This is a genomic window from Stenotrophomonas sp. 71799_Sma (genome assembly GCF_056482505.1).
On the sequence record NZ_CM151202.1, the window covers coordinates 998,485 to 1,022,404 of the forward strand.

The following is a 23,920-nucleotide window of genomic DNA, read 5'->3' on the forward strand; positions in this document are numbered from 1 at the left end:
AACGGGGGACACCCATGTGGATGTCCCCCGTAGATGGAGAGAGATTGAAGCGCCGCGGGATTTGCCCAACGGCGCGGTATTGCTTACGGGGCCTTCGACAGCTCGATGGCACCGCGCGGAGCCAGGATGCCGTGACCCAGCGCGTACTTCGCCAGCATCAGGGTGCCCTGCTTCTCGCCCTGGTACACGTCCTCCAGGGACAGGTCCAGCAGCTTGAGGGTGCCGACCGCCGAGCGGTGGAAGATCACGCCCACGGTGTCCGCGAAGTTGCCGCGGTACTTGGCCGGGATCGAGGCCAGGGCCGACTCATCGACACGCGGCATCGCGTTGATCTTCACCAGCGGGATGCGGGCGACCGAGGAAATGATCGCCTGGCCGTAGGAGCCGTTCGATTCCGCGTTGATGTCGCGGTCGATCAAGTCCTTGTTCTCGGTCAGCAGATACCACTGAGCCGGGGCCAGTGCGCCAGTGAACTCCTGCGGGTTGTCCGGCAGCAGCTTCTCGTCGAACAGCATGCGGGCGTTGCGGAACGCATCGGCCAGCACGGTCGGATCGGAGGCCATCGTGGCGGCCTTGATGATGGCACCACCCGGCTGGCCTTCGACCTTGCCTTCGGTGGTACGAGCGGCCAGGATCGCGCAGCGCAGCTCGTTCTGCATGCGCTTGAGCGCCAGCTCCGCACCCTGCTGACGGGTGTACTCGGAACGCACGTCGTAGTGGTTCATCGCCTCGTCGATGTTGGCGATGAAGGCGTGCGAGATCAGCATCGGATCGAGGGTGATGATGGTCTCGTTGTGCTCGACCACCAGGCCCTTGATCTCGGTGCCCGGCACATGGTACTCGGAGCCGATGGTGCCGACGTTCGGGAACGAGGCGGACTTGCCGCTCTCGATGTTGCGCACCGACACGCGGCCGTCCAGCTTGTAGTTCTCGACGAAGCTGGTGATGGTTTCAGCAGTGTAGTTCTGCTTGAACAGCGCCCAGGCGTCGCCGTTGGCCTGGGCTTGACCCAGGCGGGAGGGGATTGCGTCCGACATTTAGTCCTTGCTTGAGGTTGAGTGGATTACTTGAACAGCGGCGACACGGCCAGGCGGGCGGAGACTTCCGCGCGGTAAGCCGGATCACGGTGGTAGCGCACATCGCGCATCGCTTCGACGACCTGCGCCTGCGACTGGAACGGCTTGGGGCCTGCATCGGCGTTCGATGCGGTCTTGCCATTCAGAAGGCGGCCGTTGCCGCCACGGAGGGCGACGAGGCCCTGGACTGCCAGCGCTGCGCGGCCGGCGTCGCCGGACTGCACCGCTTCGTTGAACGCCCGCTTCTGCTCGGCGCTCAGGTTGGTCTTAGCCCACTGGACCAGGCCGTCGTAACCGGCCTTGCCACCTGCGGGCGAGTAGACGGCGTTCTCGTAGGTCTGCACGCGAGCGCGCAGGCCATCGACGTACACGTCCACCAGCTCCTTCGGATAGCCCGCGTCCTGGAGCTTCTTGTAGCTCTCCTCGGACAGCGAGCCGTTCGAGTTGAACTCGGTGGCGAAGTCGTCCAGGTTCAGGCCAGCCCGCGCCAAGGCGTCACGCGCGTCATCCGCGGTGGCGTCGTCGATGGTCGCGGGGCCGCCCTTGCCACCCTTGTCGTCGGCTGGCGTGCTCAGTTGTGCGTAGGCGGCTTCCAGCTCCTCCACGGTCTTGTACTTGCCGCCGAACAGGCGCTCGCCATCGGTGCCACCCTGCGCGCCCGGTGCGGGCTGCTGGGTGTCCTGGGAGTTCTGCGGCGGCTGCTGACCTGGGGTCGGCTGGCCGTTGATGCCGTCAAGGCTGACGGTCACTTCGGACTTGCCCGGCTGCGACATTACTTGTCCTCGGGCTTGTAGTTGACGATGACCAGGCCGTTCGTCTTGCGGGTGATCTCGGCCTTGCCCTTACGCTCGACGCTCGGAGCCTTCGGGGCTTCCTTGGTCGGCTTGGCGGGCTTCTCGGTGGTTTCGTTCGACATTGCGTCCTTCTCGGGGTTACGGGGTTTGGGTCATCGCTGAGGCGATATTCGGAGCGGCACGGACCATCGCCTCCTGCGCCGAGGCGTCCTGCTGCTCGGCAGCAAGCTCGTCGTCGGAGCGGATCAGGCCCTTGGTGGAAATGTCGGAAGCGGCGGCCAGTCGGGAGATCGCCTCGCCACTGTTGAGGCGGCGCGCCTTCTCCTCTGCGCCGACAAGCGCATCCACTGCCTGACCGAACTCGATCAGCTTGTTCAGGTCGTGGCCGCGGCCGAGGGCGGCGATGCCAACGGTGATGCGCGGCTTGATGAGTTCCTGCGGCAGCTCGGGCAGGCGACCCTGCTTCTGGAGCTTGTGCAGGCGGCGGCGGATCAGCGGCAGCAAGAGCTGCTCGCCCGACATCGCCATGAAGCCGCTGAGGGCGTCGTCGAGTTCCTGGGTGAGCACCCGGATTTCGTAGGCGGTCACGCGCTCGCCGGGGCGCTGCACGGCGGACTTCACGCCGAAGATCAGCTCCAGCGAGTTCGCCAGCCCTTCGGCCTCCTGACGCACGAAGTTCAGGTCGTAGGCTTTCTGGAGCTGGAGCGTGGTCACGTCGCTGGCCTCGCCACGCAGCACCGCGCCGGACTCGGCCTCGGTGAGCTGGCGCTCGCGGATCGTCGAGGTCGGCTTGAGGAACATGATGATCTTCGCCAGCGCGGCGGCACCCTTACGGATCGCCTTGCGCAGCGCCTCCAGCGACTCGAACGCGCCCACGTAGTCGTAGACCAAGCCCTCGCCGTAGTCGTCCACGAGGGACGGCGGCGCGCACAGGGGAATCCACGGGCAGGCGTCGATGGGGTAGGTGCCCACGGTCTCGGGGACTTCGACGCCCTCGACCTCCTGGACCACTTCCCACTCCTTGCCATCTTCCGAGCGACGCACCCAGGTGTAGAGGTTCACGTCGTCGTTCTTGGTCTTTTCGTCGCGTTCCTGGGCGAGCTTCTGCATCACCGCCGCGCGGATCGAGTCCGGCAGCATGGCCGGGGCGATCTTGTCGAGCGTGATGATCTCCAGCACGTTGCCCAGGCCGTCGCGGTCGGTCACGTAGGAGGTCAGCGGATACAGCTTAGGCTTGCCCTCGTCGGGGTCGTAGAGCAGGAAATTGCCGAGGACGATGGCGTGCTTGGCCGCCTCGCTGAGGACCGGGCGGACGCCGCTGGTCTCCAGGTCGTTGACGATGACCCGCTCCACGTCCACCAGCGCGGCCTCCAGTTCGGAGGTCTCCACGCCAGCCTGCTCGGCGATGTTCTCGGCGACTGCCTGGTCAGGCGCGAGCTTGAACACCGAGGCGTTCGGCGGGAGCCAGGCCAGCACGATCTTCGAGGCCAGGGCGTTGACGCACTTCGGGCCGGTGTCGATGTAGGCGGAACCGGGGGTACGCGATTTCGCGCCCTCGTCCACCCACAGGCGGGGCAGGGTAACCTTGGCGCAGCGCTTGGCGCGCGTCTCGGCTTCTTTGCGGTTGGACTTGAGATCGCCGTAGCGCTTCGCGGCCGTCTGCTTCTCGGCCGAGGTCTGCTTGGCGTCAGCCATTCGGAATGGTCAGTCCTTGGTACTGCGTTGCGTTGTTCAGGTCCAGTCGGACCTTGGACTTACGCCGCTGATCGGCCGCGTGGCCGGTCGGCTGGGTGTCCTGGCGGGTCAGCAGGATCGGGTCTTTCTCCTGCTGGTCCGGCATGTTGGGCTTGCTGCACATGATTAGCGGGCGCGGTGCTCCATCTGCTCGACCTTCCGCAGCGCCTTTAGCCGGAGGATCAGGCGGCGCTCGCCCTGCCGGAGCAGGAACTCCTCCTTCGGCTTGGCGGGGTCGTAGATCACTTCGGGGTGCAGTTCGTCCAGGAGGTCGATCAGGTCGTAGGAGTGCAGAGGGATTTGCATAGAACTCCTGGGTTATGAATAGGTGGGGAAACTGTCGTTTCCCCCGATGATGACCACTAAACCCTTAGAGTCGGGCCAGCGATTCCGCGACCATCCGCAGGCGGTGGATCGGGCCGTTGTTGTCGATCACGGTGTCGATCAGGTCGCCGTGGACGCCTGCCTCGGAGGCATGCGCCGAGACCGGGGCCGCGCTGTCGCGGAGCACCTGGACCACCTGGCCGCCCCACTCACGGATGAACTGCGCCTCGTTGTCGAAGCGAACGTCCGACACCACGACGCCAGCAGCGCCGTCGCGGCGGGCCTGACGGATCTTCTGCGCGACCACCTTGACCCACAGGTCGCGGTCGATCATTTCACGGCCCCACTCGGTGCCCACGGTCTGCATCAGGCGGCGCGGGGTCTGCCCGTTGAGCCAGTCGAGCGGCTCCTCCTTGAGCGGGCCGTCCTCCATCGCGGACACCGGCAGGCCGGTGATGTCCGCCACGAAGGCGCGGATCGGGGCCGCGAAGGACAGCTTCACGAAGCCGTGGTCGCTGACCAGGAACTCGGCCAGGGTGTCTTTGCCGCTGCGGGCGCGGCCGGTGATTCCGATGATCTTCATGGGGACTCCAAAAGAGAAACCCGGCCTTAGCCGGGTACAATTCGTGTTCGTTATGGAAGGAGACAGGTATGGCGAGTTCTACGCCGAGTAACACAAACGGAGCGGAAATCTCTGAGCTTGCACAGAAGCTCTATGGCCTACAGGAGGCGATGGATGCGCTCGTGGCATCAGGGCAAGCACAAGGAATTCAGCGAGAGCGCTACGATGCGGCCAAGCAGCTCATCACAGATAAGCTCACTGAGTTCAGCTGCACGTATGAAACGTTGACTACGCCGAAGGCGATCCAGCTTTGGGTTTTCAATAGCCGAGAACCCGTAAGTCGGAATCCGTCAGAGATTGCACACTGGAAGCAGTTCTACGTGGACGAGTTGCGGTAAGCAGGATCAGGTGGCTTGGTTGTCGTCAGGCGAAACACCGGGCGATCAGCCAAGCCGCGCCAGCAACGCCGACAGCGGCCGGCCACAGCTTGACGCTGCCAGCCGAGCGGTACAGGGTGCGTTCGAGGGTGTTGAGGCTGCGCCACCACAGCCAGGCAGCGCCGTAGGCGACGAAGGCGAACAGCACGGCCAGCACGGCGACGATGGTGATGAACAGGATCAGGGTTTCCACAGCTTCACTTCCTTGGTCTTGGGGTTGTAGTCGCCGTAGCGCAGGATTCGCGCGAGGCGTGCTTGGCGGATCGCATCGTGCTTCGACAGCGGCTCGGTGCCGCCGCGGGGGATGCGGGTGGTGTAGGTGGTGACGACGGTGTTCCACAGCGCGCCGAGGTGCTCCTCGACGGACGCATCGCGGTACGCCTCGTGGATGGGCATGAGCAGCTCGTCCGCGCCCTTGTGGCCGATGCCGGGGAAGCCGGGGTAGTTATCCACCTGGTCGCCCGTGAGCACCTGCTTCATCCAGAACAGGTCAGCGTCGTGAGCCGAGATCGGCCGGACGCCCACGTCGGGACGGTTGGGGTTGTAGAGACGGATGCCGGGGATCGTCTGCATGTCCTTGTCGATGGACACGACGATGCGGCTGCCTGGCGCGCGCTTCGGATTCGGGTGCGAGGCCAGCAGCCCCAGCACGTCGTCACCTTCCAGGTTCTCGATCTCCACGATCTTGTCGCCGAACTCGTCGTAGACGAACTCGTCGAGCACGTACCACAGGGCAGGCTTGTCCTTGCTGGCACGGTTGAGCTTGTAGGTTGGGTCGATGTCCTTGCGGAAGTTGTGCTTCTTGCAGGACAGGGCCAGCAGGTAATCACGCGCGCCGAACTTCTCGACGATCTCGTCGATGTAGTCCTCCAGCTTCGCCTTCGCGCGCTCGGGCTGGATCGCTTCGACCTTGTTGCCGTCGCCGTTCCAGTCGATGTTCGCGGTGTTCGAGAACGCGAGCTGGTAGCGCAGCACATCGGCGTCGATCAGTAGCAGGGGGCCGCGCTTGTTCATGCGTCCACCCACTGCCATCCCAGGAACGCCAGCGCGAACCAGCGGTGCAGCCAGTTCGGACGCTCCCGGACCTGCACGAAGAAGTTGCCGCCAATGACCCAGGAACCGGCCGCCTGCGGTGGCCGATAGGTGACGTAGGAAGTCATGGCCGCTTCTCCGGGTAGCGCTCATACCACGCCTGTAGCTCGGCGGCGTAGCGCTTCATTCCGGCCTGGTACTCCGGGCCGTCGCCGAGCGGGTACTCGTGCTCGTCGCACACGAAGTCGGTGGTCGGGATGGTGTACGGAATCTGCGTGCAGGAGTTCCCCGTACACATCGACTGCCACATGATGATGTAGGAGTTCTCGCTGTGCCCTTTCAGGCACGAGCCATAGTCCGCACTCGGCGGCCAGGGCTTCATATCGCACGCAGCGAGGCCAGCACACAGCGCCAGGATCAGGAGAGCGCGCTTCATACCATGCTCTCGTGTACGGCGACCCAGCACTTCTCGCTAACGCGGCGGATGAAGTAGGTCGCGGTGCTCCACTCCACGGGGCGCAGCATGCGCTCGGTGCAGCACGGGCACTTGGCGTTGTAGGCATGAACCTCGGGCTGGTGTTCGAGCACAGCCACGCGGTAGGTGGTACACGGATCGATCACGCGGACATCGCCGTCAGCGGGGCCGCCAATGAAATGCACGCGAAGCCGGTTCTCGTTCATCGGTTCGATTCCTTGAGGACTTCCAGGGCGCTCGCCTTGTCGGCGTTGCAACGCTGGAGGCCGTCCTCGGCGTTGCCGCCGAAGCGGTAGAGGTCGTAGGTGGTGGTGGTCGGGTCAGCCATCACGGCGTCGAGTGAGGAGTGCGTGCCCTCAATGACGGTCGGCTGGAGGAACTGCTCCGGCACGACTTTCGAGGTGTGCGCGGCGCAGCTCGTCAGGAATGCGGCGAGACAGGTAATCGCCAGTTTCCGGGTCAGCATTTGCTGCAATCTCCACAGAGCGGTTGGTGGTGGCGCGGGCGTTCCGCAGCGCTGCATCGAAGGCAGAGCGGCGCACGGCTTCGCGGTTGAGGGTCTCGACGGTCTGCTTGAGGTCGGCCAGTTCCTTTGCCGACTCCTCCAGCTCCGTCACGCGCTGGGCCATTGCGGTGTACTTCCAGGCTGCGAAGCCGCCTGCCGCGAGCGCGGCAACGACCAGCAGCGCCGCGAGGGCGCGCAGGATGTTGGTTGGGTTCATCGGTTCTCTTGGACGTAACAGGCGACTCGCAGAAGCTCCGAGGGAGTCGCGTCGGACTTGATCTGATTCGCGCGTGCGGAGATCACGCGCACGTTGCCCCGGACGTAGCCGAGGTCAGGTTCGATGCGGTCGAGCGTGGGTGAGTTGGGGCCTTGGGCCTTGCGCCCGACAGCGCGGTACAGCGGGATGCCCAGTGCCGGGCAGAAGTCGGGGACCACGATGTCGTCCGACGTGAGGTCGAACGGCAGTCCCTTCCTAGCTGCCCGGCGTTTCGCTTGGCGCACCAGGGCGAGTGCAATGTCCCGCTTGCCGCGGGTCAGTGCGTCTCGGCCCAATTCCTTCCGATCTTGAACTCGCCATCGAGCGGACAGCGGAAGCCGAAGTAATCGCCAGCCTTGCGGATGGCAGCCTGGGCGGTCTTGCCCACGAACTCGGCCTTGTCCTCGTCCACTTCGATTTGCCACTCGTCATGGACGTTGGCGAGGAACTCGTAGTGGACGCCCGGCACCAACCCTGCGGCTTGCAGGTCGGCGTCGAGGATCACCAGGGCTTTCTTCATCACCAGCGCACCGGCCGACTGGAGCAGGGTATTGAGCGCGGCGTGGTCGCTGCGGATGTGCAGCTTCCGGCCGTCGAGACCGATCAGGTATCCCTTCTCGGCCGCGCGCTTCTTGACCCCGCGTACCAGCTTCTCCAGCGCAGGCAGCCCGGCCAGGAACTTCGAGCGGAGCTTCGCCCCGGCCTGGCGACCCTTGCCAACGATGGAGCCGAGCTTCGCGTCGCCTGCCCCATAGAGGAAGGCGTAGATGAAGGTCTTGGCGTTGTCGCGGGTTGGCAGTCCTGCCGCCGATTGGTTGACGGAGTGGATGTCGCCTTCGAGGATGACCTTGGCGTACTCGCCGCCGTCGTGCTTTGCCATGAAGTGCGCCAGGCAGCGCAGCTCCAATCCCGAGGCGTCCGCGCCGACCTGGAGCTTCCCTGTTGGGACGCAGAACAACGAGCGGCACTCGAATCCGTAGCCGCCTTCCTGGCCCTTGAGGATTCCCTTCTCCTTCGAGTGCTGGACCTTCGGCACCTGAGCGATGTTCGGCTTCGAGTGCGTCATGCGGCCGGTCACCGCTGCGTTCTGATTCACGCTGCCGTGGATGCGGCCGTCCTTCTTGATGGCCTTGAGCCACGCCTCGTCGCCTTCGGCGAGCTGGCCGAGGCGCTTGTTGACGATGAAGTGCTCCAGCAGGAGCGGGATGATCGGGAACTTGAGCGCGCCCAGGACTTCTTCGTCGATCTTCGGCTGGCCCTTCTCGGTGAACTCCTGGGGCTGCCAGCCGTACATTGCAGTCAAGCGGTCAGCAATGTGCTGGCGGCTTGCCGGGTTGAACACCACGTCCTTGTAGGTCGTGACCTCCACGCCCTTGACGTAACCGCGGCGCTTGTCGTCGCGCTTCGGTACGAACTTGCGCTTCACCACCTTCCACGGCGGAATGACCTTGCGCAGCTCGGCCTCCAGCGCAGTGCGCCGGGACACGAGGATGCACTCCAGCTCACGCGCCTTCTCCTGATCGAACAGGTAGCCGTAGCGCTGCTGACGCGAGAGGATCGGCGCGACGGCCTGCTCCAGCTCGATGGCCTCGGTAGGGAGGCCCTTGCTCATCAGCAACGCGAACAGCGCTTGCGTGACCGCAACGTCCTGGTCGCAGTAGTCGTCCATTTCCTGAGACCACTGTGCCCAGGGATCGAGGCCGCGTGCGGCCATCTGCGCCGCGTAGTCGCCTTTCCAGCGACCGAGGCGGTAGCCCCACGCTTCGAGGGCGTGGCGGCCGATCAGCTTGCCCGGCAACACCGGGTTCGCTCCCTGCTTCTTGCGGGCCTTGAAGTCGCGGTCCTTGAGGTCCGGGTAGACCAGCGTGGACATCAGCAACGTGTCGAAGTACGCCTGGACCTTGAAGTCCGGGAACACCTTGGCGATAGCCGGAATGTCGAATCCGGCGATGTTGTGGCCGACAACGCGCTTGGCCTTCTTGAGCCTCTCGACGGCCTGACGGACTGTCATTTCGCCCGTGCCGTGATCGTTGGCGGACAGGATGGGACCGCGCGGTGCGCCGGTCTCATCTACCTCTTGGAGGGAAATGCAGTGGATCGTGTCAAGTTCGTCGAGGAGGCCATTGGTCTCGCAGTCGAATACGAGGATCAACGGCGGTCCTCCTTACGGGTAGCCGTGGTTGGTTACGGGGATTGCGCGGACGCGGCGGCGGGCGCGGAGGATGTACTCCGGCTCGGGGGCCTTCGGCGGCGTGTGGACGCCCTGCGGCGCGTGGCCGGGGAAGTCGTCGTCCTCGAACAGTTCGTCCTGCTCGGGCTGGTCGGGATGCAGCGTGTAGCCGTAATCCTCGACGTAGTGCGTGATGCGGCGGATGGTGCGCTCGGTGCCGTTGTTGTTCAGCACGAACAGCAGCTTCTCCGATGCGTCGGCAACCGCGCCTTCGAGGGATACGACCACCACCTCGTCGGTGCTGGGTTCGTAGATGGCGACGTGGGCGCAGCACCGCAGATCGAACCGGGCGCAGTGCTCGTGCGGCGTACCGAACTCGAAGCCGATCAGGCTCACGAGGTGACCCTCGGGCGAGCGGAAGTTGCGGATGCCGTTCGGAGCGGCCTCGCTGGTCCAGTCGTTACGGCCGCTCAGGTACGCGGCCACGTAGGTGTAGCTCGCCAGTGACACGAAGAAGCAGTCGATGTCCTTGATTTCGGTCCCGTCGTAGAACGCGCGCAGGCTTCCGCCACCCAGGATCACCAGGTGGCGGACTTCGGCCGGCAACACGTCGAACAGGGACCGAGCGTGTTGCTCGGCAGTCATGGTTGGTCCCTTAGCGGATCAGGTTGGTGAAGCGCTCGGCGACGCGCAGGGCGCGCTCGGCTTCTTCCTCGTGCTCGTCGGCCTGCGAGTGCAGGACATCGGCCTTGTCGCGCAGCGTCGATGCGGTGGCGATGCGGTCGGCGCTGATCTTGAACAGCTTGTCCACCTGGCCCTCCAGCACCTTCACCACGTCGGTCACGGTGTCCTTGCGGAACGGAGCGGTCAGCAGGTCGATTGCGATGGCGACGATCTCTTTCATTGGGGTAGTTCCTCGGCTTTGATGTGGATGACCACGCGCCGCCCAGGCTTGCCGTACATGACACGGCAGGCTTGGTCGGAGCGCGGGAGTTGGTAGGGGAGAACGAGGCTCTCAGCGAAGGAGAGCGGCGCATCAGCTGGGATGAAGCCGACGACCGAGCGGCCGTCAGTAGTCGGAGGTGGATACATCGGATGACTCGTCGGCGAAGTCGCCGTATTCGCCCGGAGCATCTGCATTGAGCAGGCGGCCGGATGCGTGGTCGTAGCTGTAGTAGAGAACCTGGCCGTTCGACTGGCCGGTGAAGCGATCCTTTAGGACGCGGAAGGTCGTGCAGTTGCGCTCGGCCTCGTTCTCGGCCTGCGTGTTGCGCTCCAGGCCGAACGCGAAGTGCGTCCAGAAGCCAATCGCGCGGCTGCCCTTGAAGTGGCGGAGCATCACGCGCCCGCCTTCCTCGTGTGGCTTGCCTTCCGGCGTGGCGAGGTGCGAGACCAGGTAGATGCAGATGAGGTGGCGCTGCGCGAACTGCGCGATCTTCGCCATCGTGTCCTCCAGCATCTTCCGCTCGTCCTCGGCACCGGCCGCAAACGACGTGAGGTTGTCGAGGACGATGTGCTTGACGCCCTCGGCGACGACCATGTGGGCCATCTTGGCTTCGATCACGTCCCACTCGGACGAGCCGAAGTGGTCGTAGATGAACACCTGGCCCTTGTCGAGAATCTCGAACGCGGCTTCCAGCTCCTCCTGCGTCCAGCTCCCATCGGGGACGTGGAAGCGGCGGCCAGCAACCTTGCCTGCCATGCGCTTCGCCGTCTCGACCGGCTGCTGCTCCAGGAAGAACAGGCCAACGCGGTCGCCGGTTTCCTGCGCGATGAAGGCTGCTTCCTCCATCAGCCAGTCGGTCTTGCCGATGCCGGTGCCCGCGCCGAAGGTGTAGACCTCGCCGTACCGCTTGCCGTAGGTCAGCGCGGTGAGGCGCGGGTCGTGCCAAGGCATGCCCATCGAGACCGGCTTGAGTGCCTTCTCCTTGAGGGAGCCGAACGTCACCACTCCATCGGGGCGCTTGGTCTGCGCTTCGTAGATGGCGCGGGTGATCGCCTCGGCATCGCCACGCTGGAGCAGCTCGTTCGGGTCTTTCGCCGGGAGCTGTGCGATCTTGGCCTTGCCGGGAGTCAGCAGCAGCGCCACTTCCTGCGCGGCGGCTTGGCCCGGTTCGTCCATGTCGAACATGAGCACAACCTCGTCGAAGCCGTTGACCCACTCCAGCTCGCGCTTGATGGACTTGGCCGCGCCTTGCGCTCCGTTCGGAACGGACACCACCGGCCAGCGGAGGCCGAGTGCCTGCGCCACGGAGAGCGCGTCGATCTCGCCTTCGGTGATGACGAGGCGTCGCCCCGGTTCGTAGAGGTGCTGGCCGAACAGCCCGCACGCCTTCGAGTCGCCGATGAATGAGAACTTCTTGTCGGGGTAGCGGAGCTTCTGCGCGACGATGCCGCCATCGCGCTTGTAGTTGGCGATCTGCACGGTCTTGCCGTGCTTGTCCTTGCCGATCCAGTAGCCGTACTTACGGCATGCTTCCTCAGTGATACCGCGCTTCGCCAGGGCTTGCGGTTCACCCTTCGCAAAGTCGCTCATGGTTTTCCTGCTGGTGGGTTGAGAGACCTCCTCGCCTTCGGCTGGCTCGTAGTGACCGCAGCCGAAGCAGTAGCCGTGCCCGTCGCTGTAGCGCGCAAGGTTGTCCTTGCTGCCGCAGTTCGGGCACGGCTCTTTGTGGAGGTATTCGGAGTCAGCGCTTTGCACGCTCCACGGACCACATGCGCTTGCGGTAGGAAATGCCGAGGCGACGATTCAGCGCACCCTTGACGGTGCGGCCCAGGCCGCGGAACGGCTTGTCGGCGCGCGCCCATGCGCGCTCGAAAGCCAGGCGCATCGCGGACGGAATGACGGTGGTAGCGGTGTTGGTCATGCGTTCTTCTCCAGCAGGAACTTGGTGAATGCGGCGACTTCTTCGGTCGCATCGTTGGCGTCGAGGCCCAGCTCGTCGGTGCAGTAGTTGCGATACAGCTGGAGCAGCGCATCGACGCGGTACTGCTTCGGAGCGCGGCGCGCTTCCAGGAGCGGAGCCTTGCTGCGGCGCTGACGGCGCGACAGGCGATAGCGCGTGTACCGCTGCCCCGAGGCGTCCTCGCAGGTCTGCGTTTCGATCTCGAAGCCAGCAGCGCGCAGCTCATCGACGCGCGAGGCGAGGCGGCGGATGCGGTAGACGCCTTCGGCCTGCCACGAGGTCAGGTGCGAGTGGCGACGCAGGTGATCCAGGACGACCTGGGTTTGCGGGGGCAGCGGTTTCACGTTGGGTTCTCCTATCGAGGGAAGTCAGGTGCCCACACGACGGGCTTGCCGTAGGCGGCGAGCAGGCGTCGCAGCGCGGCGTGTTGGGCTTCGGTGAAGTTGTCCTCGGGCTGCATGGCGTCGTTGACGCCGCCCAGGAGGCAGACTTGGTATGCGGATTGGTTGTGCTTACCGGCGAGAGCGCCGGGCTGATTCAGCGGGCGACCGTCGTAGATCGAGCCGTCACGTTCGATGACGAAGTGGACGGCGATCTTCGAGTAGCCCTGCGAGCGGTGCAGGCGTGCGAGTTCTTCGCCGGTCGTGACCTGCTCGGGGCGGGTCATGCTGGCGAGGACGAACAGCGCCTCTACCGATTCCAGAGGTTTGAGGCGCACTTAGAGTTTGTAGAGGTGGACTTCGGTGCGTGGTTCTTCGTCCGGCTGCGCCCAGCGCTTACCGGAGAGCAGCCACATGACTTGCTTGTCGTCGGCCCAATAGCCGGTGGCTTTGGTCACAACGTCCATCGGCCCCTTGGCGAGGTTGTCCACGTCGCCCTTGGGAAACGCGGCCTTCGAGGTCTTGGCGCGTTTGCATACCGCGATGATGACCACTAAAACCGGATCGGTCGGCGACAGGTCCAGATCACCGGCTGGCAGATGCTTCTCTGCGGCTTCCTTCCAGGTCTTGTAGGTCTTGCCGTAGTAGACGCCCCAGCGCGAAACCTTCGGGCGCGAGGCGGGCACCGGGTCAAACGGGAACGTGAGGGAGGCCAAATGCTTGGCCCCCCTCGCGGTGTTCACGATGACCGACAGCGGATCAGTAGTCGCCGTCATCGCCCTCGTCGTCGGAGTCGCTGTCGTCGTCCGAGTCGTCATCGCTGTCGCTGAACGGCGCGCTGTCGGCGGCCTCGTAGCCGTCCTCCTCGCCGAAGCCGTAGTCCTTGGCGTTGCGCTGGCCGAACTCGACCAGCTCGATCACCTGGACGGCGACCATGTAGCAGGTCAGGTAGAACTTCTTGGCCGACTCGACGAACGAGCCGCCGATCTCGTAGGAGACCTTGAGTTCGCTGCCGCCGCCGATCTGCGGCGGGTTGTCGATCTTCTTGCCGCGGGCGTCGAAGATGTCCGGGCGCATGGTGAACTTCTTGCCGGTGCGCTTGCTGACGCCGCTGGCCTTCATCTTGAACTTCACCAGCACGCGGCCGGTGTCATCGCCGTTCTCGTCGGTTTCTTCGGTGAACACCGGGGCCACTTCGGCACCCTTCTTCTTCTTCGGGTTCTCGCTCAGGAACTCCTGGAACAGCTCGTCGCGCCGGGTTTCCAGCTTCTTCGCCAGCGCCTTGAAGTCCTTGTCGTTCGGGTCGAACGCCAGGCTCACGGTGTATTCGCCTTCCGGCTTGAACTTGGTGTCCGGTTCGTTCAGGCGCGGCCACACGGCGGTGCCCTTGGGGGAGACGAATCGTTCGCGCTTCTTGGTTGCCATCAGTTGTCGGTCTCGTAGTTGGTCGGGAGATAGATGCCCGCGCGCCACAGGTCAGCGGCGGCGGTCAACGGGGTGTCGGCGGAAATGCCGAAGGCTTCGTCGATGTCGAAGCCGATGAGCGCCTCGTCGATGAAGGCGTCGGTGATCGGGTCACGCATCACGGGTAGTGCGGTTTCAGCTCGCGCTCCGCGTAGCGGCGCACGGCGTTGAGGGTGTTGACCTGCCGGTAGCGGCAGTCCTGCTCCATGCGCGAGACGACCCGCAGCACTTCCATCGGATCGAGGCCGAGCACTTCGCAGAAGTTCTTGAAGGCGCACGCCAAGCCGATCACCTGATCGGCCGGGTGGCCGAGGGACTGCACGCTGTCGATCACTACGAAAGCGCCGCGTGCGGCGCTCTCGGCAGAACGTGAGTGCAGTCCGTCGATGACGCGATCACGCACCTGCGTGCAGCTCCGTCATGCGGTGCTTGAACTCCTCGACCGTGCCGTGTTCGGCCGGGTTGTAGATGCCGAGGACCACACCGAAGTGGTCCTGGGCAACGTAGGTGTTCAGTGCGTGCTGGTAGTTGATGCTCATGTTGATGTTCTCGCTTGGGGTATCAATTGCCAAAGGGGGATGGACTAGGCAAAGAAATAGCGCGACTCCAGCACCAGGCTGAGGTCCAGGTCGCCATGCGGCGGGAGGGGTGGGAGTTTCTCTGCCGCTTCTGGCGGGAGCTGCTCGACGAGTTGCTGTCGGAAGTCGGCCAGTACGTCGCCGCTGTATTGATCGACGAACGCCTGCCGGAGTGCGGCGGCGAGGATTGCTGCCTGGCCCGCGTGCGTACCGTAGGAGTCGTGGATCATGGCGAACGACTCGATGCCGTTCTCTGCCGCGAGGCAGGTGGTCAGCATCATGTGGCTGGCGTCGCAGGAGTGGACGAAGTTCGGACTGATCCCGAGGGTCTGCCTGCGACGGTCGAGCTTAGTACCGCCGATGTTGACCACTAAATTCACCTCGCGGCCTCCGACGTGCGGCCGGATGCGGACGCCTTCCTCCTCGCGGTACTCCTGGAGGACCGGGAAGCCAGCGGGGGTCGTCCAGCTCACCGGCAGGTCGGCCGACGAGGCGACCTTGGAGGCGTCACGCAGCCAGTCCATCGCCGCGCGGGCTGCGATCACGACCTCGCCGATGCACTCCCACAGCAGGGTCGCCAGGTACTCGGCGGTCTCCCAATCGTCCTCCATGCCCAGCTTCTTGAACTTGGAGAGCACCTGGGCGCGCATGCCCGACTTCGTGACGCCGTAGGGCAGCGTCATCACCGGCTGCTTCACGATGTCGCGGGTGAGCTGGCCGTCCAGCTTGATCGCCAGCGGGTCGCCGCTCTCGGCACGGGCGCGCAGCTTCTCCTGGGCCACGTCTTTCACGCGCGAATAGATGTCGGCGGGCTTCGGCTGCGGGATCAGGTTGGTGGCTGCACCGCCCACGGAGTCGCGGAGCATGGCCGAGAAGTTCTGGAGGCCGTTACAGGAGCCGTCGAGCGCGATGGGCAGATGGGAGACGTGATCGCGGCCGTTGAGGCTGTAGCCGAGCCACTCGAAGCACGCTGCCAGCGCGCAGAACGGGCTGTCGGCGTCCATCCAGAAGCGTTGGCCGTCCAGCGGATCGAGGGCGCTGTCGAGAATCTGCTCCTCGTGCTCGCGCACCCAGGCCACGCGCTCCTCGAACGACACCTTGTCCACGCCGAAGCAGTTGGCGACGTGGATGGCGAGCCAGTAGGCACCGTCCTCGCCGAGCGGCACGCCTTGGGCGAACGTCAGCAGGCCCTTGGCCGCATCATCACCCTGCGGGGTCAGCGTCGGGGGCAGGGGGTAGCACCGGCCGCGGAAGTCGAGGTTGTGAGGGAAGTAGATCGCGGGGTACTCGGCGAACTTCTCCGCCAAGGCGATCTTCTGCGCGGCGGCGAGGCGGGTGGACACGCTGCGCGCGTTGGCCTCGTAGACCTTGGCGCGGTCGCGCTTCCATTCCTTGAACTCGTCGGCGTGGTGCTCCTTGAAGTAGTCCGGGTCGGTCTCCAGCAGGGCAGGGCGGCTCGGCAGGTCCATCAGTTCACGCTCCGGCAGCCCGGCGACACCGCCGCCTGCGTTCCACAGCTCGCGCATGACCTCTAGGACGGGCACGTTCACCTTCCAGGCGGTTGCCTGGATGGCGTTGAGGGCCTGGTAGACGTTGGGCATATCGACCAGCGCCAGCTCGCGCTTGTAGGCGCGGTTGCGGGTACGCACGAGGTCAGCCCGGCCGCCGATGTCGGTCAGGTAGCCGCCGTCGCGGGGCGTGGTCCACGGACGGGGCGGGACGACCATCGGCATCAGCACCGGCTGGTACAGGGCGGCGCTGTCGTGGGCCTTGGTCAGCCAGTCGAGCACCTTCTGATTCCCGGCGATGAGCAGGTGGCGCTTGCCGCGCTCGGCGACGGTGACCAGCTCGACCAGCCCGGTCGCCTCGACGAACAGCTCGATGAGCTTCATGCCCACCAGCAGCGCGTCCTTGTCGGACAGGTAGAGGCGCTTGTCGTCCTCGGGGGCGAACTCGGCGTCGGCGATGACGTGCCGCATGACGGCGGTGGAGTGCCGGGCCGAGGTGGACTTCTTGAGCTGCTCCTGGACGACCCGGTACAGGCCGGGGTGCTTCTCGCGGAGCAGGGAGAAGTTGATCTCGTTGGCGACCTCGTGGCCCAGGGTGATCGCCACGGACACCGCCTTGCGGTGATCGGCGACCAGCGCGTTGACGCAGGTGAAGCTGGTCAGATAGGCGAGGGCGTGGGGGTTCAGGTGGCGGATGAATTTGAGGGCGGCGTGGCGCTTGCCCGGCTTGCCGGTGTCGGCTTCGGCCACGAACGCCATGATCGCGGCGGCGGTGGCGTCGATGCTCTCCATGACCAGCTTGCGGCCGGGGCCGGTCTCGGCCTCCTGGCGCTGCTCCCTGATCTTCTCGTAGCGGGCAATGCCCAGGCTGGTGCTTTCCTTCTCCAGTTCGAGCTGGGCGGCGTGCAGGTCGTTCTCTTGCCAAGTCGTCATCGTTTGCCCTCGGGGGATGCAAAAGTCAAAACGGGAGGACCGCACCGGGGGCTGCCCGGTACGGTCCTGAGTGGTTCGGTTGTTGGTCCTGGGTGGACCTATGTGGAACTGTAGTAGTCCTCGGTGGTGAACAGCAATGAGTAGTTCTGAATGGTTGTCCTAGGAGGAGGTCCGCCGAAGATGACCACTTTATTCGGCGTCACCTGGTGTCACCTGTCGCGGCACCCGGCGTCACCTATATGTCACCCGAAGCGTCACCTGATAGACTGGAACGCTGTAAGTAGTTGAGTGGTCAGCACTAATCGGCAGGGGCTTCGGGATTTAGGTTCCAGTGCCGCAAGGCGTGGGGGTTCGAGTCCCCCCTTTCGCACCAGTGCCGGCCTGTCCCCGCCCTGATCGGGCCATCTGCGCCCCCTTGACCGGCACGCGCTGGCAGTGCAGGCCGAATTGGGCGAAACTAAAGGGCTGCGGCAAGCAGGCGCGTCCCAGACGTCGTGTCCTTACAACCGTTTCATCCCAATCATCGAGCCGGGGGCGTGGGCCACCGGTGGCAGGAGTCAACATGCAAGCTTCGATCGAATCCACCGGCAACCTGGAACGCCGCCTGAGCTTCTCGCTGCCGGAAGAGCGTCTGCAGAGCCACATCGTCGGCCGCCTGGGCGAAATCGCCCGTACCACCCGCATCAAGGGTTTCCGTCCGGGCAAGGTGCCGGCCAAGGTGATCGAGCAGCGCTTCGGCGCGCAGGTCCGTGGCGAGGCGCTGGACGGCCTGCTGCGCGAAACCTTCGATGCCGCCGTGCGTGAGCACGACCTGCGCATCGTCGGCAGCCCGCGCATCGACAAGGGCGACGAGGGTGAATTCTCCTTCGTGGCCACCGTGGAAGTGGTGCCGGACTTCGGCGACATCGACGTCAGCAAGCTGACCGTCGTGCGCCACAGTGCCGAGATCACCGACGCCGACATCGACCAGATGATCGAGAACCTGCAGAACCAGCGTCGTACCTGGGCCCCGGTCAGCCGTGGCGCGCAGGACGGTGACCTGGTCGCGGTGGAAACCTGGTCGCAGGCCGGCGAAGAGCGCCTGCCGGCCGAGGGCACCGAGAAGGGTTCGATCGTGCTCGGCCAGGGCATGATGTTCGACACCATCGAAAAGGGCCTGGTCGGCCTGGCCAAGGGCGAAGAAAAGACCCTGGACGTCGAGTTCCCGGCTGACTGGCGCGTGCCGGTGCTGGCCGGCAAGACCGTGCAGGTGACCGTCAAGGTTGCCGAAGTGTCCGAGCCGGTCGTGCCGGCGGTCGACGAAGCCTTCATCAAGAGCTTCGGCGTGAAGGGCGGCGACGTCGAGCAGTTCCGCAGCGACATCCGCGCCAACCTGGAGCGCGAGCTGAAGGGCGCTCTGATGAACCGCCTGCGCCGCGAAGTGGGCGAGCAGCTGATCGCCGCCTACTCGTCGGTGGAAATGCCGCCGCGCCTGGTCGAGAACGAAGCCCGCGCCATGCTGGCCCAGCAGGTCGAGCAGATCCGCCGCAACGGCCAGAACGTCGGCGAGATCCCGGCCGATGCCCACGAAGGCTTCAAGGAAGCGGCCGCCAAGCGCGTGCTGGTCGGCCTGCTGGTCGGTGAAGTGGCCCGCATCAACGACCTGCGCCTGGAAGCCAAGCGCCTGAACGAAACGATGCGCCTGATCGCTTCGACCTACGAAGAGCCGGAACAGGTCATTGAGATGTACCGCAACGACCCCCAGCTGATGTCTGGCCTGCAGAACCGTGTGATGGAAGAGCAGGTGATCGACTGGATCGCCGAGCGTGCCCAGCACACCGAAGAGAAGCTGTCGTTCCAGGACGCGATCCGCCAGTAAGCCCGGGCGGATCACCGGATGCCCCGCGCCTTTGCCGGCGCGGGGTTGTTGCCCCCCAAAATAGGTACCTCACGTAATGGACAACCGAACCAAAGCCCTGAACCTGGTTCCGATGGTGGTCGAGCAGACCAGCCGCGGCGAGCGTGCCTACGACATCTATTCGCGCCTGTTGAAGGAGCGCCTGATCTTCCTCGTGGGCCCGATCGACGATCACATGGCCAACGTGGTGGTGGCGCAGTTGCTGTTCCTGGAGTCGGAGAACCCGGAAAAGGACATCAACATCTACATCAACTCGCCGGGTGGCGTGGTCACCGCCGGCATGGCGATCTACGACACCATGCAGTACATCAAGCCGAATGTGAGCACCACCTGCATCGGCCAGGCCGCCTCGATGGGCGCCCTGCTGCTGGCCGCGGGCGAAGCTGGCAAGCGCTATGCGCTGCCGAACTCGCGCGTGATGATCCACCAGCCGCTGGGTGGCTACCAGGGCCAGGCCACCGACATCGACATCCACGCGCGTGAGATCCTGACCCTGCGTTCGCGCCTGAACGAGGTGCTGGCCAAGCACACCGGCCAGTCGCTGGAGACGATCGCCCGCGACACCGAGCGCGACAACTTCAAGAGCGCCTTCGAGGCGCAGGCCTATGGTCTGGTCGACCAGGTCCTGGAGCGTCGTCCGGACGAGTCGATCCAGGCCGGCTGACCGGCCATCACGGGGCCATGGAGGCCCCGTTCCTGCAGGGTCGGGCGGGACTGGTGTCCCCTCGGCCCTGTGCTATTCTCGAATCGAACCCCCGTTCAGCGGGTGGGGTAACTGGGTAAGCGAAGCATGAGCGAAGACCGCCAAGGTCGTTCCACGGACACCGGCAAGATCCTCTACTGCTCTTTCTGCGGCAAGAGCCAGCATGAAGTGCGCAAGCTGATTGCGGGTCCGAGCGTATTCATCTGCGATGAGTGCGTGGAGCTGTGCAACGACATCATCCGTGAGGAACTTGAGGAAAAGGCGCAGTCGGCGCGCAGTTCGCTGCCCAAACCGCGCGAGATCCTCGAGGTCCTCGACCAGTACGTGATCGGCCAGAACCGCGCCAAGCGCACGCTGGCCGTGGCCGTGTACAACCACTACAAGCGCATCGAGAGCCGGCAGAAGAACGACGACGTCGAACTGGCGAAGTCGAACATCCTGCTGGTCGGCCCGACCGGTTCGGGCAAGACGCTGCTGGCCGAGACCCTGGCCCGCCTGCTCAACGTGCCGTTCACCATGGCCGACGCCACCACGCTGACCGAAGCCGGTTACGTGGGCGAGGACGTGGAGAACATCATCCAGAAGCTGCTGCAGAAGTGCGACTACGACGTCGAGAAGGCGCAGCAGGGCATCGTCTACATCGATGAAATCGACAAGATCTCGCGCAAGAGCGAGAACCCGTCGATCACCCGCGATGTGTCCGGCGAAGGCGTGCAGCAAGCCCTGCTGAAGCTGATCGAAGGCACCGTGGCCAGCGTTCCGCCGCAGGGCGGCCGCAAGCACCCGCAGCAGGAATTCCTGCAGGTGGACACCAAGAACATCCTGTTCATCTGCGGCGGAGCGTTCGCCGGGCTGGACAAGGTGATCCAGGCCCGTTCCACCGACGTCGGCAGCATCGGCTTCGGCGCCAAGGTGAAGAGCAGCGAGCGCAAGCAGGAAGTGGGCAAGGTGCTGGCCGAAGTCGAGCCGGAAGACCTGATCAAGTTCGGCCTGATCCCCGAGTTCGTCGGCCGCCTGCCGGTGGTGGCGACCCTGGAGGAGCTGGACGAGCCGGCCCTGATCAGGATCCTGACCGAGCCGAAGAACGCCATCACCAAGCAGTTCAAGAAGCTGTTCGAGATGGAGAACGTCGAGCTGGAGTTCCGTCCGGACGCGTTGTCGGCCATCGCCAGGAAGGCGCTCAAGCGCAAGACCGGTGCACGCGGCCTGCGCACCATCGTCGAATCGGTCCTGCTGGACACCATGTACGACCTGCCGTCGCAGGAAAACGTCAGCAAGGTGGTGGTGGACGAGTCGGTGATCGAGCACAAGTCCGAGCCGTACCTGATCTACCAGACCCCGGCGGCCCCTGAACAGAAGGCCGCAGGCGCCGAGTGATCCTTCCAGGTTGTTGATTGGAAAGGATTTTCAAGGAATGCCTTGCATCTGAAAGCCGATGGCCCCATAACGGGGCCATCGGCTTTTTTTGTCTCCGGAAGATGCCCTCCCGGAGGCGGTTTTCCCCTTCCCTGGAGCCCCCATGGCCCGTTCCCCAAGTGAAACCCTCGACCTGCCGGTCCTGCCGCTGCGCGACGTAGTGGTGTTCCCGCACATGGTCATCCCGCTGTTCGTCGGCCGTGACAAGTCCATGCACGCGCTCGAACAGGCAATGGAAGCGGACAAGCGCATCCTGCTGCTGGCGCAGAAGTCGGCCGAGACCGACGACCCGCATGCGGCCGACCTCTACCAGGTCGGTACGCTGGCGCAGGTGCTGCAGCTGCTGAAGCTGCCCGACGGCACCATCAAGGTGCTGGTCGAAGGCCTGTCGCGCGTGCAGGTCACCCACGTCGACGAGCGTAACGGCTCGCTGCACGGCCAGGCCGTGGAGATCGACGCCACCGACGAGCGCGAAGCACGCGAGGTGGAGGCGATCGCCCGCTCGCTGATGTCGCTGTTCGAGCAGTACGTGAAGACCAATCGCAAGCTGCCGCCGGAGCTGCTGCAGACGTTGTCGGGCATCGATGAGCCGGCCCGCCTGGCCGACACCATCGCTGCGCACATCAGCGTGCGCCTGGCCGACAAGCAGCGCCTGCTGGAAACGCTGGCCGTCGGTGACCGCCTGGAGATGCTGGTCGGCCTGGTCGATGGCGAGATCGACGTGCAGCAGATGGAAAAGCGCATCCGCGGCCGCGTGAAGTCGCAGATGGAGAAGAGCCAGCGCGAGTACTACCTCAATGAACAGATGAAGGCCATCCAGAAGGAACTGGGTGACCTGGACGACGCACCAGGCGAGCTGGAAGAGCTGGCCCGCAAGATCGCCGAAGCCGGCATGCCGAAGGCGGTTGAAGCCAAGGCACGCAATGAACTGAACAAGCTCAAGCAGATGTCGCCGATGTCGGCCGAAGCGGCGGTCGTGCGCAACTACCTGGAGTGGCTGCTGGGCGTGCCGTGGAAGAAGCGCAGCAAGGTGCGCAAGGACCTGAAGGCCGCGCAGGACACCCTCGACGCCGACCACTACGGCCTGGAGAAGGTCAAGGAGCGCATCCTTGAATACCTGGCGGTGCAGTCGCGCGTGAAGCAGATGAAGGGCCCGATCCTGTGCCTGGTCGGGCCGCCGGGCGTGGGCAAGACCTCGCTCGGCCAGTCCATCGCCAAGGCTACCAACCGCAAGTTCGTGCGCATGTCGCTGGGCGGCGTTCGCGATGAAGCCGAGATCCGTGGCCACCGTCGTACCTACGTCGGTTCGATGCCGGGTCGCATCGTGCAGAACCTCAACAAGGTCGGCAGCAAGAACCCGCTGTTCGTGCTGGATGAGATCGACAAGATGTCGATGGACTTCCGTGGCGATCCGTCGTCGGCGCTGCTGGAAGTGCTCGACCCGGAGCAGAACAACGCGTTCAACGACCACTACCTGGAAGTGGACCTGGACCTGTCCGAAGTGATGTTCGTGGCCACCTCGAACTCGCTCAATATTCCCGGCCCGCTGCTGGACCGCATGGAAGTGATCCGCATCCCCGGCTACACCGAGGACGAGAAGCTCAACATCGCCACCCGCTACCTGGTGCCGAAGCAGATCAAGGCCAACGGCCTGCAGCCGGAAGAACTGGAGATCGGCAGCGATGCGATCCAGGACATCGTGCGCTACTACACGCGCGAATCGGGCGTGCGCAACCTGGAACGCGAGATCGCCAAGATCTGCCGCAAGGTGGTGAAGGAGATCGCGCTGGCCGGTCCGCAGCCGGTGAAGGCGAAGAAGGGCGCGAAGAAGTCCAAGGCGCTGGTGAGCGTGTCCAGCAAGAACCTGGACAAGTACCTGGGTGTGCGTCGCTTCGATTTCGGCCGCGCCGAGGAAGAGAACGAGATCGGCCTGGTCACCGGCCTGGCGTGGACCGAAGTCGGTGGCGATCTGCTGCAGATCGAATCGACGCTGGTGCCGGGCAAGGGCCAGCTGATCCTGACCGGCCAGCTCGGCAACGTGATGAAGGAATCGGCGTCGGCGGCGTTGTCGGTGGTGCGTTCGCGCGCCGTGGGCTTTGGCATCGACAGCGACTTCCTGCAGAAGCACGACGTGCACCTGCACGTGCCCGATGGCGCCACGCCGAAGGACGGACCGAGTGCCGGTGCGGCAATGGTCACCTCGCTGGTGTCGATGCTGACCAAGGTGCCGGTGCGTGCCGACGTGGCGATGACCGGTGAGATCACCCTGCGTGGTCGTGTCACCGCCATCGGTGGCTTGAAGGAGAAACTGCTGGCCGCACTGCGCGGTGGTATCCGCACGGTCATCATTCCGGAAGAGAACCGCAAGGACCTTGCAGACATTCCGGCCAACGTCACCCGCGATCTGGAGATCGTGCCGGTGAAGTACATCGAAGAAGTCCTGGACCTGGCGCTGGAGCGCCCGCTGGCACCGAAGAAGGCGCGCAAGAGTGCGCAGCGTGTCACGGTGCGCAGCAAGGCCAAACCGAGTGGAAGCGCGCGCGTCAAGCATTGACGCGCGCTGTCCGATGGCCCGAAACCCGCGTCGTTGCTGGCTTTCCAGCTTGCGTGGGGGTAGGGCCACTGGTATAAAAGCAGCACTCGCGAATGAGTGATCGCTGTCAGCGATGACTGAATCGGCGAACCGTTTCCACATGGCGGCCGCATGCAGAAGGCGTGCGGTTGCTTCCCTGTCGAATAAGCGGAACCCACCGCCAAAGGAGTTGTAGAG

33 protein-coding genes are annotated in these 23,920 nt (G+C 64.7%); 5 read left to right on the plus strand and 28 right to left on the minus strand.

What is annotated here, in order from left to right:
- Positions 1-83 precede the first annotated feature (83 nt).
- From ACZK4Z_RS04595 to ACZK4Z_RS04625, 7 genes are all read right to left on the minus strand, one after another.
- Complete coding sequence (locus ACZK4Z_RS04595; protein WP_005412403.1) at positions 84-1,037, minus strand: major capsid protein; 954 nt, start codon at positions 1,035-1,037, stop codon at positions 84-86.
- Between the two features lie 26 nt (positions 1,038-1,063).
- Positions 1,064-1,849: a capsid assembly protein gene (locus tag ACZK4Z_RS04600; RefSeq protein ID WP_005412404.1), complete on the minus strand. Its 786-nt coding sequence runs from the start codon at positions 1,847-1,849 to the stop codon at positions 1,064-1,066.
- Complete coding sequence (locus tag ACZK4Z_RS04605) at positions 1,849-1,992, minus strand: hypothetical protein (RefSeq protein ID WP_004154577.1); 144 nt, start codon at positions 1,990-1,992, stop codon at positions 1,849-1,851. The genes ACZK4Z_RS04600 and ACZK4Z_RS04605 overlap by 1 nt, the downstream gene beginning before the upstream one ends.
- A gap of 16 nt (positions 1,993-2,008) precedes the next feature.
- Complete coding sequence (locus ACZK4Z_RS04610; protein WP_005412405.1) at positions 2,009-3,565, minus strand: portal protein; 1,557 nt, start codon at positions 3,563-3,565, stop codon at positions 2,009-2,011.
- The gene (locus tag ACZK4Z_RS04615) at positions 3,558-3,710 is read right to left on the minus strand and encodes a hypothetical protein (protein ID WP_005412406.1); all 153 of its coding nucleotides are present in this window, start codon (positions 3,708-3,710) and stop codon (positions 3,558-3,560) included. The genes ACZK4Z_RS04610 and ACZK4Z_RS04615 overlap by 8 nt, the downstream gene beginning before the upstream one ends.
- A 20-nt stretch (positions 3,711-3,730) precedes the next feature.
- Positions 3,731-3,910, minus strand: coding sequence for a hypothetical protein (locus ACZK4Z_RS04620; RefSeq protein WP_005412407.1), 180 nt, complete (start codon positions 3,908-3,910; stop codon positions 3,731-3,733).
- A gap of 64 nt (positions 3,911-3,974) precedes the next feature.
- On the minus strand, positions 3,975-4,511 hold the full coding sequence (locus ACZK4Z_RS04625) for a deoxynucleotide monophosphate kinase family protein (RefSeq protein WP_004154581.1): 537 nt from the start codon (positions 4,509-4,511) through the stop codon (positions 3,975-3,977).
- Positions 4,512-4,579: 68 nt separating this feature from the next.
- Between ACZK4Z_RS04625 and ACZK4Z_RS04630 the strand changes: the two genes are divergently transcribed.
- Positions 4,580-4,888: a hypothetical protein gene (locus tag ACZK4Z_RS04630; protein WP_032961816.1), complete on the plus strand. Its 309-nt coding sequence runs from the start codon at positions 4,580-4,582 to the stop codon at positions 4,886-4,888.
- 25 nt (positions 4,889-4,913) lie between these two features.
- Here ACZK4Z_RS04630 and ACZK4Z_RS04635 read toward each other — a convergent pair whose 3' ends face one another.
- The 21 genes from ACZK4Z_RS04635 to ACZK4Z_RS04735 all read right to left on the minus strand — a co-directional run bounded on the left by ACZK4Z_RS04635 (position 4,914) and on the right by ACZK4Z_RS04735 (position 17,134).
- Positions 4,914-5,120: a hypothetical protein gene (locus ACZK4Z_RS04635; protein WP_005412408.1), complete on the minus strand. Its 207-nt coding sequence runs from the start codon at positions 5,118-5,120 to the stop codon at positions 4,914-4,916.
- On the minus strand, positions 5,108-5,941 hold the full coding sequence (locus ACZK4Z_RS04640; protein ID WP_004154583.1) for a hypothetical protein: 834 nt from the start codon (positions 5,939-5,941) through the stop codon (positions 5,108-5,110). The genes ACZK4Z_RS04635 and ACZK4Z_RS04640 overlap by 13 nt, the downstream gene beginning before the upstream one ends.
- Positions 5,938-6,087 carry a hypothetical protein gene (locus tag ACZK4Z_RS04645; protein WP_005412410.1) on the minus strand — a complete coding sequence of 50 codons (150 nt, stop codon included), beginning with the start codon at positions 6,085-6,087 and terminating at the stop codon, positions 5,938-5,940. Before ACZK4Z_RS04645 ends, ACZK4Z_RS04640 begins: the two co-directional genes overlap by 4 nt.
- Entirely contained in the window at positions 6,084-6,395 is a 312-nt protein-coding gene (locus ACZK4Z_RS04650; RefSeq protein WP_005412411.1) for a hypothetical protein, read from the minus strand. Before ACZK4Z_RS04650 ends, ACZK4Z_RS04645 begins: the two co-directional genes overlap by 4 nt.
- The gene (locus ACZK4Z_RS04655) at positions 6,392-6,640 is read right to left on the minus strand and encodes a hypothetical protein (protein WP_005412412.1); all 249 of its coding nucleotides are present in this window, start codon (positions 6,638-6,640) and stop codon (positions 6,392-6,394) included. The genes ACZK4Z_RS04650 and ACZK4Z_RS04655 overlap by 4 nt, the downstream gene beginning before the upstream one ends.
- Positions 6,637-6,762: a hypothetical protein gene (locus ACZK4Z_RS04660; protein ID WP_005412413.1), complete on the minus strand. Its 126-nt coding sequence runs from the start codon at positions 6,760-6,762 to the stop codon at positions 6,637-6,639. The genes ACZK4Z_RS04655 and ACZK4Z_RS04660 overlap by 4 nt, the downstream gene beginning before the upstream one ends.
- A gap of 28 nt (positions 6,763-6,790) precedes the next feature.
- On the minus strand, positions 6,791-7,156 hold the full coding sequence (locus ACZK4Z_RS04665; RefSeq protein WP_005412414.1) for a hypothetical protein: 366 nt from the start codon (positions 7,154-7,156) through the stop codon (positions 6,791-6,793).
- Positions 7,153-7,491, minus strand: coding sequence for a hypothetical protein (locus tag ACZK4Z_RS04670; RefSeq protein WP_050483582.1), 339 nt, complete (start codon positions 7,489-7,491; stop codon positions 7,153-7,155). Before ACZK4Z_RS04670 ends, ACZK4Z_RS04665 begins: the two co-directional genes overlap by 4 nt.
- Positions 7,473-9,347: a DNA polymerase gene (locus tag ACZK4Z_RS04675; protein WP_049417451.1), complete on the minus strand. Its 1,875-nt coding sequence runs from the start codon at positions 9,345-9,347 to the stop codon at positions 7,473-7,475. The genes ACZK4Z_RS04670 and ACZK4Z_RS04675 overlap by 19 nt, the downstream gene beginning before the upstream one ends.
- 12 nt (positions 9,348-9,359) lie before the next feature.
- Positions 9,360-10,010 (minus strand): Gabija anti-defense Gad2 family protein, encoded by a 651-nt coding sequence (locus ACZK4Z_RS04680; RefSeq protein ID WP_005412416.1) that lies wholly within the window; start codon positions 10,008-10,010, stop codon positions 9,360-9,362.
- Between the two features lie 10 nt (positions 10,011-10,020).
- The gene (locus ACZK4Z_RS04685; protein WP_005412417.1) at positions 10,021-10,269 is read right to left on the minus strand and encodes a hypothetical protein; all 249 of its coding nucleotides are present in this window, start codon (positions 10,267-10,269) and stop codon (positions 10,021-10,023) included.
- Positions 10,270-10,434: 165 nt separating this feature from the next.
- Positions 10,435-11,901, minus strand: coding sequence for a toprim domain-containing protein (locus ACZK4Z_RS04690; protein WP_005412418.1), 1,467 nt, complete (start codon positions 11,899-11,901; stop codon positions 10,435-10,437).
- Positions 11,902-12,052: 151 nt separating this feature from the next.
- Complete coding sequence (locus ACZK4Z_RS04695; RefSeq protein WP_004154591.1) at positions 12,053-12,232, minus strand: hypothetical protein; 180 nt, start codon at positions 12,230-12,232, stop codon at positions 12,053-12,055.
- Positions 12,229-12,615 (minus strand): helix-turn-helix domain-containing protein, encoded by a 387-nt coding sequence (locus tag ACZK4Z_RS04700; protein WP_004154592.1) that lies wholly within the window; start codon positions 12,613-12,615, stop codon positions 12,229-12,231. The genes ACZK4Z_RS04695 and ACZK4Z_RS04700 overlap by 4 nt, the downstream gene beginning before the upstream one ends.
- Before the next feature lie 11 nt (positions 12,616-12,626).
- Positions 12,627-12,989 carry an N-acetylmuramoyl-L-alanine amidase gene (locus tag ACZK4Z_RS04705; RefSeq protein WP_004154593.1) on the minus strand — a complete coding sequence of 121 codons (363 nt, stop codon included), beginning with the start codon at positions 12,987-12,989 and terminating at the stop codon, positions 12,627-12,629.
- A complete protein-coding gene (locus ACZK4Z_RS04710; protein ID WP_157178715.1) occupies positions 12,990-13,427 on the minus strand; it encodes a RusA family crossover junction endodeoxyribonuclease in 438 nt (145 codons plus the stop codon). It abuts the gene before it with no gap.
- Complete coding sequence (locus tag ACZK4Z_RS04715; RefSeq protein ID WP_004154595.1) at positions 13,411-14,076, minus strand: hypothetical protein; 666 nt, start codon at positions 14,074-14,076, stop codon at positions 13,411-13,413. The genes ACZK4Z_RS04710 and ACZK4Z_RS04715 overlap by 17 nt, the downstream gene beginning before the upstream one ends.
- Positions 14,076-14,234 (minus strand): hypothetical protein, encoded by a 159-nt coding sequence (locus ACZK4Z_RS04720; RefSeq protein ID WP_154267700.1) that lies wholly within the window; start codon positions 14,232-14,234, stop codon positions 14,076-14,078. The genes ACZK4Z_RS04715 and ACZK4Z_RS04720 overlap by 1 nt, the downstream gene beginning before the upstream one ends.
- A complete protein-coding gene (locus ACZK4Z_RS04725; RefSeq protein ID WP_005412421.1) occupies positions 14,234-14,518 on the minus strand; it encodes a hypothetical protein in 285 nt (94 codons plus the stop codon). Before ACZK4Z_RS04725 ends, ACZK4Z_RS04720 begins: the two co-directional genes overlap by 1 nt.
- Positions 14,511-14,654 carry a hypothetical protein gene (locus tag ACZK4Z_RS04730; protein WP_005412422.1) on the minus strand — a complete coding sequence of 48 codons (144 nt, stop codon included), beginning with the start codon at positions 14,652-14,654 and terminating at the stop codon, positions 14,511-14,513. Before ACZK4Z_RS04730 ends, ACZK4Z_RS04725 begins: the two co-directional genes overlap by 8 nt.
- 44 nt (positions 14,655-14,698) lie before the next feature.
- Positions 14,699-17,134 (minus strand): DNA-directed RNA polymerase, encoded by a 2,436-nt coding sequence (locus ACZK4Z_RS04735; RefSeq protein WP_005412423.1) that lies wholly within the window; start codon positions 17,132-17,134, stop codon positions 14,699-14,701.
- A gap of 562 nt (positions 17,135-17,696) precedes the next feature.
- Here ACZK4Z_RS04735 and tig point away from each other — a divergent pair.
- The 4 genes from tig (at position 17,697) to lon (ending at position 23,704) form a co-directional block, all read left to right on the plus strand.
- On the plus strand, positions 17,697-18,992 hold the full coding sequence (tig, locus tag ACZK4Z_RS04740) for a trigger factor (protein WP_049400909.1): 1,296 nt from the start codon (positions 17,697-17,699) through the stop codon (positions 18,990-18,992).
- A 76-nt stretch (positions 18,993-19,068) separates the two neighbouring features.
- On the plus strand, positions 19,069-19,695 hold the full coding sequence (gene clpP / locus ACZK4Z_RS04745) for an ATP-dependent Clp endopeptidase proteolytic subunit ClpP (RefSeq protein ID WP_004146318.1): 627 nt from the start codon (positions 19,069-19,071) through the stop codon (positions 19,693-19,695).
- A gap of 126 nt (positions 19,696-19,821) precedes the next feature.
- Positions 19,822-21,111, plus strand: coding sequence for an ATP-dependent Clp protease ATP-binding subunit ClpX (clpX, locus tag ACZK4Z_RS04750; protein WP_032129320.1), 1,290 nt, complete (start codon positions 19,822-19,824; stop codon positions 21,109-21,111).
- A 142-nt stretch (positions 21,112-21,253) separates the two neighbouring features.
- Complete coding sequence (gene lon, locus ACZK4Z_RS04755; protein ID WP_049422624.1) at positions 21,254-23,704, plus strand: endopeptidase La; 2,451 nt, start codon at positions 21,254-21,256, stop codon at positions 23,702-23,704.
- The last annotated feature ends 216 nt before the right edge of the window (positions 23,705-23,920 follow it).

Coding starts and splice junctions, on each gene's coding strand:
- ACZK4Z_RS04680 (WP_005412416.1), bottom strand. CDS start 10,010: ATGACTGCCGAGCAACACGCTCGGTCCCTGTTCGACGTGTTGCCGGCC.
- lon (WP_049422624.1), top strand. CDS start 21,254: ATGGCCCGTTCCCCAAGTGAAACCCTCGACCTGCCGGTCCTGCCGCTG.
- ACZK4Z_RS04710 (WP_157178715.1), bottom strand. CDS start 13,427: ATGACGGCGACTACTGATCCGCTGTCGGTCATCGTGAACACCGCGAGG.
- ACZK4Z_RS04715 (WP_004154595.1), bottom strand. CDS start 14,076: ATGGCAACCAAGAAGCGCGAACGATTCGTCTCCCCCAAGGGCACCGCC.
- ACZK4Z_RS04640 (WP_004154583.1), bottom strand. CDS start 5,941: ATGAACAAGCGCGGCCCCCTGCTACTGATCGACGCCGATGTGCTGCGC.
- ACZK4Z_RS04595 (WP_005412403.1), bottom strand. CDS start 1,037: ATGTCGGACGCAATCCCCTCCCGCCTGGGTCAAGCCCAGGCCAACGGC.
- ACZK4Z_RS04620 (WP_005412407.1), bottom strand. CDS start 3,910: ATGCAAATCCCTCTGCACTCCTACGACCTGATCGACCTCCTGGACGAA.
- ACZK4Z_RS04730 (WP_005412422.1), bottom strand. CDS start 14,654: ATGAGCATCAACTACCAGCACGCACTGAACACCTACGTTGCCCAGGAC.
- ACZK4Z_RS04735 (WP_005412423.1), bottom strand. CDS start 17,134: ATGACGACTTGGCAAGAGAACGACCTGCACGCCGCCCAGCTCGAACTG.
- ACZK4Z_RS04685 (WP_005412417.1), bottom strand. CDS start 10,269: ATGAAAGAGATCGTCGCCATCGCAATCGACCTGCTGACCGCTCCGTTC.
- ACZK4Z_RS04695 (WP_004154591.1), bottom strand. CDS start 12,232: ATGACCAACACCGCTACCACCGTCATTCCGTCCGCGATGCGCCTGGCT.
- clpX (WP_032129320.1), top strand. CDS start 19,822: ATGAGCGAAGACCGCCAAGGTCGTTCCACGGACACCGGCAAGATCCTC.
- ACZK4Z_RS04665 (WP_005412414.1), bottom strand. CDS start 7,156: ATGAACCCAACCAACATCCTGCGCGCCCTCGCGGCGCTGCTGGTCGTT.
- ACZK4Z_RS04610 (WP_005412405.1), bottom strand. CDS start 3,565: ATGGCTGACGCCAAGCAGACCTCGGCCGAGAAGCAGACGGCCGCGAAG.
- ACZK4Z_RS04690 (WP_005412418.1), bottom strand. CDS start 11,901: ATGAGCGACTTTGCGAAGGGTGAACCGCAAGCCCTGGCGAAGCGCGGT.
- tig (WP_049400909.1), top strand. CDS start 17,697: ATGCAAGCTTCGATCGAATCCACCGGCAACCTGGAACGCCGCCTGAGC.
- ACZK4Z_RS04605 (WP_004154577.1), bottom strand. CDS start 1,992: ATGTCGAACGAAACCACCGAGAAGCCCGCCAAGCCGACCAAGGAAGCC.
- ACZK4Z_RS04600 (WP_005412404.1), bottom strand. CDS start 1,849: ATGTCGCAGCCGGGCAAGTCCGAAGTGACCGTCAGCCTTGACGGCATC.
- clpP (WP_004146318.1), top strand. CDS start 19,069: ATGGACAACCGAACCAAAGCCCTGAACCTGGTTCCGATGGTGGTCGAG.
- ACZK4Z_RS04720 (WP_154267700.1), bottom strand. CDS start 14,234: ATGCGTGACCCGATCACCGACGCCTTCATCGACGAGGCGCTCATCGGC.
- ACZK4Z_RS04630 (WP_032961816.1), top strand. CDS start 4,580: ATGGCGAGTTCTACGCCGAGTAACACAAACGGAGCGGAAATCTCTGAG.
- ACZK4Z_RS04660 (WP_005412413.1), bottom strand. CDS start 6,762: ATGGCTGACCCGACCACCACCACCTACGACCTCTACCGCTTCGGCGGC.
- ACZK4Z_RS04655 (WP_005412412.1), bottom strand. CDS start 6,640: ATGAACGAGAACCGGCTTCGCGTGCATTTCATTGGCGGCCCCGCTGAC.
- ACZK4Z_RS04645 (WP_005412410.1), bottom strand. CDS start 6,087: ATGACTTCCTACGTCACCTATCGGCCACCGCAGGCGGCCGGTTCCTGG.
- ACZK4Z_RS04615 (WP_005412406.1), bottom strand. CDS start 3,710: ATGCCGGACCAGCAGGAGAAAGACCCGATCCTGCTGACCCGCCAGGAC.
- ACZK4Z_RS04650 (WP_005412411.1), bottom strand. CDS start 6,395: ATGAAGCGCGCTCTCCTGATCCTGGCGCTGTGTGCTGGCCTCGCTGCG.
- ACZK4Z_RS04625 (WP_004154581.1), bottom strand. CDS start 4,511: ATGAAGATCATCGGAATCACCGGCCGCGCCCGCAGCGGCAAAGACACC.